The sequence below is a fragment of the Kribbella soli genome, from assembly GCF_004331345.1.
Classification (GTDB): Bacteria; Actinomycetota; Actinomycetes; order Propionibacteriales; family Kribbellaceae; genus Kribbella; species Kribbella soli.
On sequence record NZ_SJJZ01000002.1, the window covers coordinates 822,609 to 837,058 of the forward strand.

Here is a 14,450-nt window from a genome sequence, read left to right on the forward strand (position 1 = left end):
GCCGATCCGGCCGGGGCAGTGTTCTGTTCGGTGAAGGTCAGGACTTCGGCGGAACGGTCGAGGCCGGCAGGTGGTGCATGCCCCGCAGCAGGGTGCTGGGCTCCCACTCCAGGAAGCTCGGGTCGGCGGTCATCCGCAGGTCCGGGAAGCGTTCGATCAGCCGGGTCAGCGCGATGTCCGTCTGCATCTTGGCCAGCGGCTGCCCGATGCAGAAGTGCGGGCCGTGGCCGAACCCGAGAACACCGTTCGGACGGCGGTCGAGGTCGAGCGTGTTCGCGTTCGGAAACTGTTCGTCGTCGCGGTGCGCGGACAGGATCGACAGCGCCAGGATGTTGTTCTTCGGTACGACGACGTCGCCGATCTCGATGTCCTCCGCCGTGAACCGGAACGTGGCCACTCCGACGCCGCCGTCGTACCGCATCAGCTCGTCGATCGCCTGCGGCATGATCGACAGGTCGGACCGCAGCCGCGCCATCGCCTCAGGGTTGGTGAGCAGGCTGAGGATGCCGTTCGACAGCGTGTGCTGGGAGGTGATGTGACCGGCCACCGTGTAGAGGAAGATCATCGCGACGAGTTCGTCGTCGGTCAGCCGGTCGCCGTTCGGGTTCCCCTCGATCATCGCGCTGACCATGTCGTCGGCCGGGTTCTTGCGCTTCATCGCGATGATCTGGTGCCCGTACGCGAGCACATTCTTCGAGGCGGTCTCGACCACCTCCGGCGGGTGCCCGGCGCCGACCAGCTCGACCGCCCACTGCTGGAACCGCTCGCGGTCCTCGAACGGGATGCCGAGCACGTCGCAGATGAGATTGATCGGCAGCGGCTGGGCGTACTCGGTGACCAGGTCGATGTCGTCGCGGCCCTCGAGCTTGGTCAGGTAATCGTCGACCAACTGCTCGATCCGCGGCCGGAACTCATCCATTCGGCGCAGGGTGAACGCCTTGCTCACCAGCGAACGCAGCCGCGTGTGCCGGGGCGGGTCGCTGTTCAGCATGTGCTGCGACAGCTCGTCATCGAAGCCGACGTCGGGCTTTTCGTCCTCGACGTAGGTACCGGTGTGGCGGGCGAACATCTCGTTCATCCGCGTGCCGTCCTTGCTCACCCGGGGGTCCTGCAGCAGTGCGCGTACGTCGGCGTACCGGGTCACCAGCCAGACGTCGGCGCCGTGCGGGAAGACCACGTGATGCACCCGGCCGGCTTTGCGGTAGGGCTCGAGGATCTCGTACGGCCTCTGCATGAAGTCGTCCGGAATCCGCGGGAGGGCCTCCGTCATTTCGGTTGTCATAGATCCGATCCTCCTGGCTGCAGGCATGTCGACAGGGGCGCACGTACGCTTCCGCTACGCGTCGCCGTCATTCATCAGAGGCGCCCGCGGGCCTGCCCTGATACGCCTTGTTTTGTTGCCTTTGAGGGCTGTCCGTACGGCGCTCCAACCGATAACGTGCAGGGTCGAACGCACAGAGGGGTGGAGGGCTGATGAGCGAAGAAGTCGACCGCGAACCGGGTTCGGCCGAGCGGCCAGGCGAAGGCCTGGGTGCCATCGCTACCTGGCGCCAGACGTCGATCACGTCGAAGGCGCTGCTGTTCGGAGTTTTCGTCAACCGGCTGGGCGCCTTCCTGCAGATCTTCCTGGTGCTGTTCATGACGCACCGCGGGTTCTCGGCCGGCCAGGCAGGTTTCGCGCTCGGCATCTACGGCGCCGGCCATGTGCTGGGGGCGTTCGTCGGCGGCTGGCTGACCGACCGGCTGAGTGCCCGGGCGGCGACGTTGATCAGCATGCTCGGCTCGGCCGCGCTGATCGTCTCCATCCTCTACATCAACGTGTACTGGGTGATCCTGCTGGCGATCATCACGGTCAGCACCGTCAGCCAGCTGAACCGGCCGGCCGCGCAGGCGATGCTGGCCGAGCTGACCAAGCCGGGTCAGCTCGTGATGACGATGGCGATGTACCGGCTGGCCATCAACCTGGGCACCGCGGTCACTCCGATCGTCGGCGTCGCGCTGGTGTCGGTCTCGTACAACCTGCTGTTCTGGGCCGAGGCGTTCGCCGCCGTGGTCTACAGCGCGATCGCCTGGAAGTTCCTGCCCGGGAAGGCCGCACCGGACGAGGCCGCGAGCGCGGCCAAGGCCGCGGAGCCGAAGCAGGGCTACCGTGCGGTGCTGGCGGACTGGCGGTACGACTTCTACCTGGCCGCCGTGTTCCTGGTGACGATCGTCTACTGCCAGTACATCGCGGTGCTGCCGCTCGCGATCGTGAACGACGGCCTCAGCCTGTGGTGGTACAGCCTGATCGTCTCGGCGAACGCCATCGTCGTCGCGGTCTGCGAGGTCCCGGCGACCAAGTACGTGCAGACCTGGCCACTACGCCTGACCGCGATCGCAGGATTCGGTCTGGTCGCGGTCGGCTACGGGGTCTACGCGATCGCACTGGTCCCGGTGCTGCTGATCATCGGCACGCTGATCTGGACGATGTCGGAGATCATCGGCGCACCCACCACGTTCGCCTACCCGGGCATGGTCGCGCCACCGCATCTGCGGGGCCGGTACTCCGGCGCCATGCTGAGCGTGTTCGGTCTCGGAAACGCGGTCGGTCCGGCGGTCGGCGTCTGGCTCTGGGAACAGATCGGCCAGACCTTCTGGCTGTGGGCGGCGGGAGTGGCCGTCCTCTCCGCCGTCTGCGCCCGGATCGGAATGCGCCGGCCAGACGAGGCGCCGGCCGATGCGGCGACTTCTGAGGCTGAGGCGGCGCCGGGCGCCAACCCCGAAGCGGCGACCTGAGGATCCGCGTTTTGAAGGGGGCCGGTGCAGTCGCACCGGCCCCCTTTCTCAGTTCTTGCGGACCGGAAGCGCGGATCCCGGCTCGACGTCCGAGTCCTCCGGCAGGGCATGCAGGCAGCAGCCGACCGACGCGCCGGCGTCCAGCCGGACCACCTCGACGTCGGACTCGACAGACATGGCCCGCGCATACACACCGCCGAACCCGTTCACGACGGTGTAGACGCCCCAGTTCACGATCCACGGCGCCGGGTCGCCGTCCTGCATCGGGAACAGCTCCGGCACCGGCCGGATCCGGCGCTGGACGACCCACGGGCCGTCGAGTGCCTCCCGGACCCGCTCCTCCCACAGCTCTCCGTCGGTGTCGGCACGCCAGCCCAGCAGCACCCCTTCCCCGCTGTGCCGCGAGGTCGGCTTGAGGACCAGTTCTGCCTGATGACCGAGCACGTAGTCGAGCAACTCGACCTGCTTGCCGTCCTCCAGCGTCACTGGCCCAGATCGCACCATCCGGGTCCAGGGCAGGATCCGGTCGAGGCTGGTCAGCGTCTGCTGATCGAAGTACTGCCGGTTGGCCTCGTCGGACAGCACCGCGAGAGCTCCTTTGCTGGCGAACATCTCGGCGTCCAGCGGAGTGAAGATCTTCACCTCGCCGCGGGCGGCGGCATCCAGGATCGGGTCCATCATCGCCGACGCGTCCGAGTGCTCGAGCAGATCCTCCAGCATGAAGAGGCGCTGGATGATGTCGACCTTCACGTCGCCGAGCCAGACGCCGCCGTCGCGGACCTCGAGCTGCCCGATGTGGCCGACGTGGGCGTCGATTCCCATGTCCTGCAGGCGCGTCGCGAAGTGCCGCATGTACGGCTCGAGGGTCTCGTAGCTGCTCGGCCAGTCGACGGTGGCCAGCACCGGCCGGGAGCCGTGCGAGAACCCGCTTTCGACGAACATGTTGTTGACCTGTTCGCGCATCGTGTCCACGTAGGCCAGGCGGTGCGTCTGCGCGAACTCCGCCAGGATCGGCTGATCCAGGAGGGCCCGGGCCATGTCGGACTGGTCGATGCCGCCGAGCGCGCTGCCCATGTTGAACTCGAGCAGCTTGAACCCGTTCTCGTCCAGGTACAGGTCGGCGCGGCTCTGCTTCGTCACCGTCGCGCCGCGGCTGCGCAGCACGGCCGAGACCTGTACGTCGGTCATTCCGACCGAACGGGCGAACGCCGCCAGGTCACCGCCGTACAACTTGTCGGGCAGGCTGGTCAGGGCAGCGTGCATGGTCAGGATGTCGTTCGCGAGCTGATCACACTCGTCGGCGCCGAGGAACAGCGGCCGCGCCAGGTACCGGCCGCCGTACACCGACTGCAATCCGATCGACTCGGGGTGGGTGCTGACGAGTTCGGCGGCGGAGATCCCGCGGCGCTTGATCTCGTCCAGGTACTGGGCAGTGAGTTCAGCTCGGCTCAGGCCGGTCAGCATATTCGGGACCTCCATGGGCAAGACGGAACAGAGCGCTCCTGCTCGGACAGAGCCCGGCACGGTCGCCCGGAAATACACCGGCCGGCGCGAGTATCTGATCGCGACTCCCGCGCGCTCTTGTCGGCATGGAACTCATCTCCGAGGTCGGTACGCCGACCAACGCCACCGCCGACGTACCGTCCGACGCCGCGATCCGGCGGAGCACTCACCGCCGGTACCTGATGTGCCCGCCCACCCACTTCGACGTCACCTACTCGATCAACCCGTGGATGAATCCCGCCAAGCCGACCGATCAGCCGATCGCGGCGGCGCAGTGGCAGCGGATCCACGACCAGCTGGTCGACCTCGGGCACACCGTGGACGTGATCCCACCGGTGCCCGGGTTGCCGGACATGGTGTTCGCCGCGAACGGCGCCACCGTCTGGGGCGACCGTGCGCTCGTCGCCCGTTTCCGCCACGTCGAGCGGGACGCGGAGTCGGCGTCGTACCTGGAATGGTTCGCCAGTCGCGGTCTGCACGTCCAGCAGGCCTCGACGGCGAACGAGGGCGAAGGCGACTACCTGACCGCCGGGTCCTGGTTGCTGGCCGGCAGCGGGTTCCGCACCGACCGCCGGGCGCACCTCGAGAGTGAGCTGTACTTCGACCGCCCGGTGATCGGCCTGACCCTCGTCGACGACCGGTACTACCACCTGGACACCGCACTGGCCGTGCTGGACGACGAGACCGTCATGTACTACCCGGGCGCCTTCACCCCGGGGAGTCAGGCGATCCTGCGCGAACTCTTCCCGTCCGCGATCATCGCAACCGCCGAAGACGCCGGTGTGTTCGCCCTGAACGCGGTCTCCGACGGCCTGCATGTCCTGATGCCGGCGGGTTCCACCAACCTGGTCGCGAAGCTGCGGGAGGCGGGCTTCGTCCCGATCGGCATGGATGTCTCCGAACTCCTGCGGGCCGGTGGCGGGGTGAAGTGCTGCACGTTGGAGCTGCACGGCCCGGCAGGTGGCCGATGATCGACTACGACGGCAGGAGGTTCTCCCCCGCCGGACACCACTCGGAAAGCCATGACGTCACCGTCGCGTCGTACCGGCAGCGCGGCGACCTGCTGTGGGCCGACTTCAGCGGTGGTCGCGTCCGGCGTGGTGCGCTCACCGGCGTATGCCGGCCGGACGACACACTGGAGTTCAGCTACAGCATGGTGCTCGCCGACGGCGCAGTGGTCGCAGGGCACTGCGAGAGCACACCTGAGTTCCTGCCAGACGGCCGGATCCGGTTGCACGAACGCTGGGAGCGGTACGGTCCGCAGGCCGCTACCGGCGTGTCCGAGCTCGATGAGATCGCCTCCGGCTGATCGGCCGGATGTATCAGACCATCGTCGATCCGCGCTCTGCTTGTCATGAATCACGCCGCGGGCAAGGAGGTCAGCGCCGACGGCTTGTCCGTGGTGCTGACCAGCGTGTCGTCGGACTCGCACACCTGGAATCTGGTCGTCCTGCAACTGGTTCTCGAGGAGCTCGGCCATCAGGTGCACAACCTCGGCGCCTGCGTTCCGGACGAGCTGATGGTCTCCGAGTGTCTGCGGCTGCGGCCGGATCTCGTCGTGGTCAGCAGTGTCAACGGTCACGGCTTCCACGACGGCCTGCGGCTGATCCGTCAGGTACGGAGCCACGCGGAACTGGCCGGCACTCCGATGGTGATCGGCGGGAAGCTCGGGATCGCCGGGCCGGGCTGCGACCGCAGCCGGGCCCAACTGACAGCGGCAGGGTACGGCGCGGTCTTCGAGGACGGCACCGGCCTCACCGCCTTCCAGTCGTACGTCGGCAGGCTCGCCATCGGCCAGGCTTCGTGAGCGTCCCGGATACCGGCTCGTTCGGTGACTTCGTCGCCCGGGCGCACCGATCGGGCAAGCTCGTGGTGCAACCGCGGATGGGTGTCAGCGATCCCGCCGCGATGCGCGCCGGGCTCCTGGCCACCCGGAAAGCGGCGGCGACCGCGGTCGGCACGATCACGCTCGACAGCTACACCCGGATGGGTGACAACGCGAACGCGCGCGCCGCGCTCGCGGCCGGAATCGAGCTCAACGGGTACCCCATCGTCGCGCACGACCCGGCCGTCACCCGATCGGTGCTGGACGGTGTCGCCGGGCCTGACTTCCCCGTGCAGATCCGGCACGGTTCGCCCTGCCCCGAGCCGATCGTGGCCGCGCTGATCCAGGCCGGACTGCACGCGACCGAGGGCGGGCCGGTCTCCTACTGCCTGCCCTACAGCCGGATGCCGCTGGAGGACTCGATCCCGAACTGGGCCCGCAGCTGTGACCTGCTGGCGGAGCTCAGATCGACCGGGGCCGAACCGCACGTCGAAAGCTTCGGCGGCTGCATGATGGGTCAGCTCTGCCCGCCCGGCCTCCTGGTCGCGTTGAGCGTGCTCGAGTGCCTGTTCTTCCGGCAGCACGGAATCCGCAGCGTCTCTTTGAGCTACGCACAGCAGACCAACTCGGATCAGGACACGGAAGCGCTGCTGGCGTTGCGCCGGCTGGCCACGCACTGGTTGCCGGACGTCGACTGGCACATCGTCGTCTACACCTACATGGGTGTGTATCCGCGGACGCCTGCCGGTGCCGCCGGGCTCCTGGAGGAAGCGGCCCGGCTGGCGGTCCGGGCCGGCGCGGCCCGGCTGATCGTGAAGACGGTTGCCGAGGGCTACCGAATTCCCACGTTCGCCGAGAACATCGCCGCCCTCGAGACCGCGGCGCTGGCCGCCGAAGGGTGCCTCACGATCGCCGGCGATGCCGTCGACACCGGCATCCACGCCGAGGCCAGCGCCTTGATCGAGGCGGTGCTCGACCTCGGTCCGGATCTCGGCGCGGCACTGGCCACCGCGTTCCGGCGCGGCTACCTCGACGTGCCGTACTGCCTGCATCCGGACAACGCCGGCCGGGCCCGCAGCTACCTCGACAGCACCGGCCGGCTGCAGTGGTTGTCGATCGGGTCGTTGCCGATCCGCGGTGTGGTCGGCCCGACCGACTCCGCGAAGCTGACGGCGGCCGGGCTGCTGGCCTCGCTGTCGTACGTGGAACGGACCTTCGACAACGCGAGCCTCGAGCAGGAGTTTCACGCCGTATCGGACCACTCATCAGGGAGCACAGATGACCGAGACCCGGATCCCGGAAACCGAAGCCCGGCTGCCCGCCAGTCCGCGTGAGCACCTCACCTCACCCGTCACCCGGTCGGTCCTCAGGATCCAGCACCGGATGCTCACCGCGGCCCGCGAGCTTCTCGGCGCCCGCGGGTTCATCGAGTTGCTGCCGCCGGTGATCGGCCCGGTCACCGACCCAGGCGCGCGCGGGGCCAAGCAGGTCGACGTGGACTACTACGGGCACCGCTACAAACTGATGACGAGCGCGATCCTCTACAAGCAGGCCGCGCTGACCTCGTTCGACAAGATCTTCTTCATCGCGCCGAACATCCGGCTGGAACCGCTCGAGACCGCGTCGACGAGCAGGCACCTGGCCGAGTTCCACCAGATCGATATCGAGATCGCGGACGCGTCCCGGGACGACGCCATGGCGATCGCGGAGGATCTCGTCCGTCACGTCGTACAGCAGGTGGTCGCGGAACTCCCCCACGAGTTCGAGGCCCTCGGCCGGGACACCTCCGGGTTCGCCGAGTTGATCGGTACGCCGTTCGGGCGCCGGACGCACGCCGACGCGGTCGCCGACCTGCGGGCGACGGGTCACGACCAGAACCCGGATGCCGAGCTCGACTGGGTGGGCGAGGCGAAGTTGTCGGCGAAGGCGAGCAGACCGTTCTTCGTCACCGACTACCCGAAGGGATCGCGCGGCTTCTACGACCGGGAGGACAAGGACCGGCCGGGCATGCTGCGGAACTTCGATCTGATCGCCGCCGAGGGGTACGGCGAGCTGTGCAGCGGCAGCGAGCGCGAGCAGGACTACGCCACGATCATCTCGCGGATGCGGGAGACGGCGGAGAACCCCGCGAAGTACGCGTGGTACCTGCAGATGCTGAAGGACGGCGTACCGCCGAGCGCCGGTTTCGGCCTCGGCCTCGAGCGGTTCACCCGGTACGTCGCCGGGCTGGACTCGGTCTGGCAGGCCAGCGCGTTCCCGAAGGTGCCCGGCATCGCTTCGCCCTGAGCGCCGGTTCCAGCGAAGATGTCGCACGTGACAGAAACCGGTCGGCTGAGTCTCGCGCAAGGTACGGCGTTGTACATCGGAGCCGTACTGGCGACGGGTGTCATCGCGCTGCCGGCACTCGCCGCCGAGGTGGCAGGCCCCGCGTCGTTGCTGGCCTGGTTGGGCCTGGCAGTGGTATCCGCTCCGCTGGCAGCCACCTTCGCCGCGCTCGGTGCGCGCTATCCGGATTCGGGTGGCATCGCGACGTACGCGCGACTGGCCTTCGGCGAGCGGGCAGCGGCGATCGTCGGCTGGTGCTTCTACCTTTCCGTCCCGGTCGGCGGTCCCGCCGCCGCACTGTGGGCAGGTGGGTACGTCGAAGCAGCGCTGGGCGGCGGACGGGGCGTCGTCTTCGCAACCATGCTGGCGCTCCTGGCGGTCGTGCCGGCTGCCAACGCCTTCGGTATCGAGGTGACCGGACGGGTCCAGATCGGCCTCGCCGGGCTGCTGACGCTCTTCCTGGGCCTCGCGGTCGCGCTCTCGCTGCCGCACGCCGACCTGTCCAACCTGCAGCCTTTCGCACCGCACGGTTGGCAGGCGATCGGCCCTGCCGCCGCGCTCCTGGTCTGGAGCTTCGTCGGCTGGGAAACGGTCACCTACCTCACCGCCGAGTTCCGCCACCCGGCCCGCGACGTACCGCGGGCAACTGCGATCGCGGTGATCGTGGTCGGCGTGATCTACCTCAGTGTCGCCTTCGCCACCATCACGGTGCTGGGCCCGCGGGCCGCCGACACCGACGCGCCACTCGGCGATCTACTAGCGATCGGCCTTGGCGGTAACGCCCGGGTGCTGGCCGCGGCGGCCGCCCTCCTCCTCACCTTCGGTGCGATGAACGCGTACTACGCGGGCGCGTCCAAGCTCGGCGCCGCCCTGGCCCGCGACGGCGCTCTGCCCGCCTGGCTGTCCCGTGGCAGCTCTGCGGGCGTGGTCCCACGCCGCAGTCTCGCCGTGCTGAGCGTGCTGTCGATGGTGACTGCCGTGATCGTGGTGGTGGCAGGACTCGAGCCGCAGTCGCTGGTCCTGCTCACCACTGGGCTGTTCGTGACCGTGTACGCCGTCGGCGTCGCCGCGGCAGTCAAGTTGCTGCCGCGACGCAGCCGCGCGCGTCTCGCCGCGCTCGTCGCGCAGGGAGCCGTCGTGGTCCTGCTCCTGATGGCCGGGGTCTACCTGCTCTGGCCGGCGCTCGTCAGCGTGGCGGCGCTGCTCTACCTGAAGCTGTCGCGCCCACGGGTTCAGCGACGTCCGTAGAGCGCCCGCAGGCCGAGTACATCGCCACGGCCCAAGGTGCGCATGTGCGCGGTGCAGCGTCGTACGCCGGGGTACATCGTCAGGTTGATGTCCTCGGCCGCACTCAGGTTGACGAGCCCGTAGACGTGGCCCATCTCGTGGGTCAGAACGGACTCCACGTCGTACCGCCACCGGTCCGGATCCGGTGGCTGCGCCGGGTCGCACGCGGCATCGCGGGACGGGTCGTAGGTCCACTTGTAGTCGCCGCTGTTCATCCGGATGTCGGCCGAGACGGCCTGTGTCACGCCGTGGCGGGTCTCGGCCCAGGTGCAGGTCCAGGCCAGCGTCGCGTCGAGGAAGCCGCCGGGCAGGTCGCCAGCGTCGATCACGTTGTGGCCGTCGGAGTTACCGCACGTCGTCTGGCCGTCGGCGTAGACGAAGTTGCCGCGTACGGCGGTGTGGCCGACCAGGCCGCCGGACGCGGCAGTATCGCCTCGCATCCCGCAGGTGTTGCGGCCCCTGGTCATATTGGCCGTGGACCTGCGGGCGGCCGCGTCGAAGTCGGCCTGACTGCCGTTGGTGAGGGCCGTTCCCTTGGTGGTTCGGAACAGCCATGGCCGGTACCACTTGTACGGGCGGAGGAGGTAGCTGTCTCGCTCGCACGCTCCCGGACCGGGCAGATCCGGGAACCGGTCCCGCACAACCTGCACGCCGGTCGTCACCACCCCTCCGGCGTCAGTGGTCAGGCTGTAGGTCCGTGCCTCGTTCGGGTACAGCATGTCCAGGGTGACGCTGCTACCCGGCTGTTGCACCTGGAGCGGTACACCGTCCCCGGCGTCGACGAATCGGCCGACGGCGCCGCACTCGATCGCGGTGCGCGACGCCAGGTCGCTCACCCTCAGCACACCTCGTGGCAAGCCGCATGGATCGGTCGCGACGGCGGCGGCCGGCTGCGGGATCGAACCGACGCCGAGCGTCAGGCTGATCAAGATCGTGACTGCACGCGTGGATTTCATGGTGGTCCCCCCTTGAACCGGCAATCGCTCCTACGCGGTAGAGGGACCGGACGACGCCGAGTGATACGGGCCGTATTTTCGCCGTACCAACGATGCCTCTTCCGGTCAGAAGCCGACCGAAGGAGCGCATCCTGTACGCCGAGGGGTTCCCCGAAGCCGCGATCCGCCGCCGCGCGCGGGCCGGCGCCGCCGACGCATTCCCGTCCCCGGACGACTACGGGCAAGTATTGTTCGGCGCCGACCCCGACTGTCCTGCTGCGGCGGACGATCTCCTTGACCGCCTGCGGCTGGTGCCGCCGGTCTTCGTGCCGCAGCGGCTGGCCCAACTCGTCGAACTGGCCCGGGAGCCGATGTACCGGGATGTGCGGCTGGAGACGACGATCGGCGGGTTCCGGTCCGCGTTGCCTTTGTACGTCTCGGCGTTCGGCTCGACGGAGGCGGCAAGCGTCGCACTCGGCCTGGCCGCCGGCCGTCAGGCCGGACGTCTCGGTATCCCGATGGTCATCGGCGAGAACGTGATGCCGGTCAACAGCTACGGGCGGCTCGAGGCCGACGCGGAACGCTCGCTGCTCGGCCGGATCCGCGCGTACCAGGCCGAGGCGCTGGACGGGTACGGCGGCATCGTCGTCCAGCAGAGCACCGAAGACGCCGACGCCGAGGTGTGGAACCTCGTGTACAGCGATCCGAACGTCCTGCCGTTGCTGGAGTCCGGGCGGCTCGCGTTCGAGCTCAAGGTCGGGCAGGGCGCCAAACCCGGGCTGGGCGGGATGACGCTGGTCGGTGCGGAGGCCGCCGAACGGCTGGCCGATGCCTACCTCCTCGACCCGGTCCTCGGCGGCGACCGGGTCCTGCGCAGCAGCAGCCCTGGCACCTTCACCGAGGAGATCCTGCGGCAACAGATCCGCCTGATGCGCAACAACTATCCACGGGCCAAGGTGTGGGTGAAACTGCCGCCCGCACGGGACGTTTCGACGGCAGCGCAGGTGGCCTGGGCGGCCGGCGCGGACGCGGTGTCCGTCGACGGCGCCGAGGCAGGTACCGGCTGGGCTCCGCGGGCCTTCCTTCGCCATGTCGGGCTTCCCTTGGGCGAGTGCCTGCTGCGGATCGGGCACGATCGAGCGCCCTCCGACCCGTCCTGCCTGCTGGCTTCCGGCCGGATGTGGGAAGGCGCGCGCGTCGCCAAGTGCCTGGCCCTCGGCGCGAACGCGGCCGGACTGGGCCGGGCCGCGCTCCTCGCGGTTGACACCGACCCCGACCACGGGCTCGTCAACCTCGTCGAGTGCCTCGCACTGGAGTTGCAGTTCCTCGTCAGCGCTCTTGGCAAGTACCACGTGCAGGCACTCGATCCGGAAGATCTCTGGAGCCCTACGCCAGCGTCGTCCTGGGCGACAGGGATCGGCTCCGGTCCAGCTTGAAGATGTCTGCCACAACCCTGCGCGGATCGGCTCCGATCTGCCGACTGCGTACCAGGTCCACCAGCTCCGCGGTGGGCTCGACACCGATTTCGCTGGCCAGGCTCCGCTGGAAGAACTCGAGCCGGCGGATCGCCTCGACCACATTGTCCTCGGCGAGATGAACCTCGATCAGGACCCGGGTCGCGCTCTCCCGCAGCGGTTCCAGTCGTACGGCGGCCATGGCTGCCTCGATCGCCTCGGCGTACCGGCCGGAACAGGTCAGCTGCTGGGCCGTCAGCTCGAGCGCGTGCAACTGCAGCTGGCGCAGGCGTTCCCGCCCCAGCAGGACCCAGTCGTCGTACCAGCCGGGGAGCAGCTCGCCCATCGCGGCGAGGGTCGGCAGGAGCCCTTGGTCGGCGCCGCACTCGCCGTCGTGGAGCACGCGGCGAATGGCGATGATGAGTGTGTTCACGTCGACGTCGACGGACTCGTCGACGCGCAGCGTCTCGTCACCGGTGATGAGGGGCCGTGGACTCAGCTGGCGGAGCCGCCACAGCGCCGTACGCAGGCAGGCCTGCGCTTTGGAGTCCGACACCTCCGGCCAGAGAGTGCCGGCCACCTCGGCACGGCTGGAACGCCCGCGCAGCGCGACGAACGCCACCACGCGGCGCGCACTGAGCGGGATCGACAAGGTCTGTTGACCGTCGACGACCCAGAAGCCGTCGAGCATGCGGAGCCGCACCGATCGGTGAACTCCGGCAGGCGGGATGTCCGGATCAGGATCGTCCGCCGCTACGGGCCGAGCGCGCATCTATCGATCTCCCCCCACTGGGTAGGAATCCTCAAGACCCGCCCAGTTCGGGAAACCTTCGACTACCTCGAGAAGTATCGGGCGGGCGGGCCCTGTCGTACAGGTATCGCGACTTCTCGTTCGGTTGCTCCCGAGCTACCTTCCCGTGAAGGTAGAGCCGTCACCTGTTTGAGTACAAGCGGTTGGCGCGACGGATATCCCGCACCTGCAAACGCGGTAGGTGTATCACCCACACCGGATCAGCCCCTCTCGTTCGTCAGTGACGGCTCCCGGGAGGTTGGCGTGAACGACAAGACCGACGGTGTCGTGCTGCAGTTGGGCAGTGGCTTCCAGCCGTACCGGGAGTACTTGATCCGAGGTGCAGCCGCGCGCAGCCCGCTCTGGCTGATCGACGACGAGCCGGCCACCTGGCAGACGCCGTACATTGCCGGCAGCTCTGTGGTCGTCCCTCTCGAGGGAGCCGGCCTGGTACTCGACCACGACGGTTTGCTCGCGGCCGCCGAGGCTGTCGCCCGTACGCACGGGGTCCGCGGCGTCTTCACGTACGACGAACCGTCGGTGATCACCACCGCCCTGGTTGCGGAGCGACTCGGGCTGCCGGGCCTGACCGCACGGGGTGCGCAGGGTTGTCGCGACAAGGTGCGGACCAGAGAGGCGCTCACCGCTGCCGGTCTGCCGCAACCGAGGTTCGCGGTGGCCGCAACGGCTGCCGAGGCCGCCACCGCGGCTGCGGACATCGGCTATCCGGTCGTGGTCAAACCGCGCGGTATGGCGGCGAGCATCGGCGTCGCCGTGGTCAGCGATTCGGCCGGCATCACCGACGCGTTCGAACGCGCTGACAGCTCCAGCCGGAACGGTCCGGCCGAGTATCACGGCGGAGCGCTGATCGAGGAGCTGGTCGACGGTCCGGAGATCAGCGTCGACGGTGCTGTGGTGGCAGGCGAGTACCTGCCGTTCTGCGTCGCCCACAAGCAGCTCGGCGAACCGCCGTACTTCGAGGAGGTCGGCCACCTCGTCGACGGGGCGGACCCGTTGCTGGACGACCCCGAGTTGCGCGAGCTGCTCCGGGCAGCGCACGAGGCGATCGGTGCGCCGTACGGCATCACCCACACCGAGATCCGGTTCAGCTCCCGCGGACCGGTGGTGATCGAGATCAACGGCCGGCTCGGCGGTGACCTGATCCCGTACCTGGGCAAGCTGGCCACCGGCATCGACCCCGGTGCGGTCCTGGTCGACGTGGCGCGGGGCACCCGTCCTCGGCTGGATCCTGATCACCGGACCTGCGTCGGGATCCGGTTCTGCTACCCACCCGAGGACTGCCGCGTCGTGGAGATCACCGTCCCCGAGCCGGGGTCGGCACCGGGCCTGGTGGAGGCCCATCCGATGGTCGGATCCGGGGTGACCGTCCGGCTGCCACCGCGAGCGCACATCGGCCGGCACGCGTACGTCGTCTGCAGCGCGGACGATCTCGCCACCTTGGCCGACCGGCTGACCGCCGCGGCCGATCTGGTCCACCTGAAGTACGACGCGCTGAACGAGCCCGAGTATTCCGGACGGCCCTGGTGAGCCACGAC

At 68.8% G+C, this 14,450-nt stretch carries 13 protein-coding genes; 9 read left to right on the forward strand and 4 right to left on the reverse strand.

The window, feature by feature from the left end:
* Positions 1–37 precede the first annotated feature (37 nt).
* The gene (locus tag E0H45_RS18140; RefSeq protein WP_165546503.1) at positions 38–1,282 is read right to left on the reverse strand and encodes a cytochrome P450 family protein; all 1,245 of its coding nucleotides are present in this window, start codon (positions 1,280–1,282) and stop codon (positions 38–40) included.
* A 191-nt stretch (positions 1,283–1,473) separates the two neighbouring features.
* Here E0H45_RS18140 and E0H45_RS18145 point away from each other — a divergent pair, with 191 nt between their 5' ends.
* Entirely contained in the window at positions 1,474–2,775 is a 1,302-nt protein-coding gene (locus E0H45_RS18145) for an MFS transporter (RefSeq protein ID WP_238155073.1), read from the forward strand.
* Between the two features lie 48 nt (positions 2,776–2,823).
* Here the strand turns inward: E0H45_RS18145 and E0H45_RS18150 are convergent, their stop codons facing one another.
* Complete coding sequence (locus tag E0H45_RS18150; RefSeq protein WP_238155074.1) at positions 2,824–4,254, reverse strand: hypothetical protein; 1,431 nt, start codon at positions 4,252–4,254, stop codon at positions 2,824–2,826.
* 110 nt (positions 4,255–4,364) lie between these two features.
* Between E0H45_RS18150 and ddaH the strand changes: the two genes are divergently transcribed.
* From ddaH to E0H45_RS18180, 6 genes are read left to right on the forward strand one after another with little or no spacing between them, the layout of a single operon-like run.
* Entirely contained in the window at positions 4,365–5,249 is an 885-nt protein-coding gene (gene ddaH, locus E0H45_RS18155) for a dimethylargininase (protein ID WP_131338748.1), read from the forward strand.
* Positions 5,246–5,587: an avidin-fold protein gene (locus E0H45_RS18160; protein ID WP_131338750.1), complete on the forward strand. Its 342-nt coding sequence runs from the start codon at positions 5,246–5,248 to the stop codon at positions 5,585–5,587. The genes ddaH and E0H45_RS18160 overlap by 4 nt, the downstream gene beginning before the upstream one ends.
* A gap of 45 nt (positions 5,588–5,632) precedes the next feature.
* Positions 5,633–6,085 carry a cobalamin B12-binding domain-containing protein gene (locus E0H45_RS18165; protein WP_131338752.1) on the forward strand — a complete coding sequence of 151 codons (453 nt, stop codon included), beginning with the start codon at positions 5,633–5,635 and terminating at the stop codon, positions 6,083–6,085.
* Positions 6,082–7,437: a methylaspartate mutase gene (locus E0H45_RS18170; RefSeq protein WP_131338754.1), complete on the forward strand. Its 1,356-nt coding sequence runs from the start codon at positions 6,082–6,084 to the stop codon at positions 7,435–7,437. The genes E0H45_RS18165 and E0H45_RS18170 overlap by 4 nt, the downstream gene beginning before the upstream one ends.
* Entirely contained in the window at positions 7,382–8,389 is a 1,008-nt protein-coding gene (locus E0H45_RS18175; protein WP_131338756.1) for an asparagine synthetase A, read from the forward strand. Before E0H45_RS18170 ends, E0H45_RS18175 begins: the two co-directional genes overlap by 56 nt.
* A gap of 18 nt (positions 8,390–8,407) precedes the next feature.
* Complete coding sequence (locus E0H45_RS18180) at positions 8,408–9,676, forward strand: amino acid permease (RefSeq protein ID WP_131338758.1); 1,269 nt, start codon at positions 8,408–8,410, stop codon at positions 9,674–9,676.
* On the opposite strand, the gene E0H45_RS18185 is transcribed toward E0H45_RS18180, so the two are convergent.
* Positions 9,661–10,671 (reverse strand): matrixin family metalloprotease, encoded by a 1,011-nt coding sequence (locus E0H45_RS18185; protein ID WP_131338760.1) that lies wholly within the window; start codon positions 10,669–10,671, stop codon positions 9,661–9,663. The genes E0H45_RS18180 and E0H45_RS18185 overlap by 16 nt on opposite strands.
* A gap of 92 nt (positions 10,672–10,763) precedes the next feature.
* On the opposite strand from E0H45_RS18185, the gene E0H45_RS18190 reads away from it, so the two are divergent.
* A complete protein-coding gene (locus tag E0H45_RS18190; protein WP_131338762.1) occupies positions 10,764–12,086 on the forward strand; it encodes a glutamate synthase-related protein in 1,323 nt (440 codons plus the stop codon).
* On the opposite strand, the gene E0H45_RS18195 is transcribed toward E0H45_RS18190, so the two are convergent.
* Complete coding sequence (locus tag E0H45_RS18195) at positions 12,037–12,876, reverse strand: AfsR/SARP family transcriptional regulator (protein WP_131338764.1); 840 nt, start codon at positions 12,874–12,876, stop codon at positions 12,037–12,039. The genes E0H45_RS18190 and E0H45_RS18195 overlap by 50 nt on opposite strands.
* A gap of 282 nt (positions 12,877–13,158) precedes the next feature.
* On the opposite strand from E0H45_RS18195, the gene E0H45_RS18200 reads away from it, so the two are divergent.
* A complete protein-coding gene (locus E0H45_RS18200; protein ID WP_131338766.1) occupies positions 13,159–14,442 on the forward strand; it encodes an ATP-grasp domain-containing protein in 1,284 nt (427 codons plus the stop codon).
* Positions 14,443–14,450 lie beyond the last annotated feature (8 nt).

What these genes read in the sequence shown, in the direction of transcription:
- E0H45_RS18140 (WP_165546503.1), bottom strand. Translation starts at nt 1,282, where the DNA reads ATGACAACCGAAATGACGGAGGCCCTCCCGCGGATTCCGGACGACTTC.
- E0H45_RS18145 (WP_238155073.1), top strand. Translation starts at nt 1,474, where the DNA reads ATGAGCGAAGAAGTCGACCGCGAACCGGGTTCGGCCGAGCGGCCAGGC.
- E0H45_RS18150 (WP_238155074.1), bottom strand. Translation starts at nt 4,254, where the DNA reads ATGGAGGTCCCGAATATGCTGACCGGCCTGAGCCGAGCTGAACTCACT.
- ddaH (WP_131338748.1), top strand. Translation starts at nt 4,365, where the DNA reads ATGGAACTCATCTCCGAGGTCGGTACGCCGACCAACGCCACCGCCGAC.
- E0H45_RS18160 (WP_131338750.1), top strand. Translation starts at nt 5,246, where the DNA reads ATGATCGACTACGACGGCAGGAGGTTCTCCCCCGCCGGACACCACTCG.
- E0H45_RS18165 (WP_131338752.1), top strand. Translation starts at nt 5,633, where the DNA reads ATGAATCACGCCGCGGGCAAGGAGGTCAGCGCCGACGGCTTGTCCGTG.
- E0H45_RS18175 (WP_131338756.1), top strand. Translation starts at nt 7,382, where the DNA reads ATGACCGAGACCCGGATCCCGGAAACCGAAGCCCGGCTGCCCGCCAGT.
- E0H45_RS18180 (WP_131338758.1), top strand. Translation starts at nt 8,408, where the DNA reads ATGTCGCACGTGACAGAAACCGGTCGGCTGAGTCTCGCGCAAGGTACG.
- E0H45_RS18185 (WP_131338760.1), bottom strand. Translation starts at nt 10,671, where the DNA reads ATGAAATCCACGCGTGCAGTCACGATCTTGATCAGCCTGACGCTCGGC.
- E0H45_RS18190 (WP_131338762.1), top strand. Translation starts at nt 10,764, where the DNA reads ATGCCTCTTCCGGTCAGAAGCCGACCGAAGGAGCGCATCCTGTACGCC.
- E0H45_RS18195 (WP_131338764.1), bottom strand. Translation starts at nt 12,876, where the DNA reads ATGCGCGCTCGGCCCGTAGCGGCGGACGATCCTGATCCGGACATCCCG.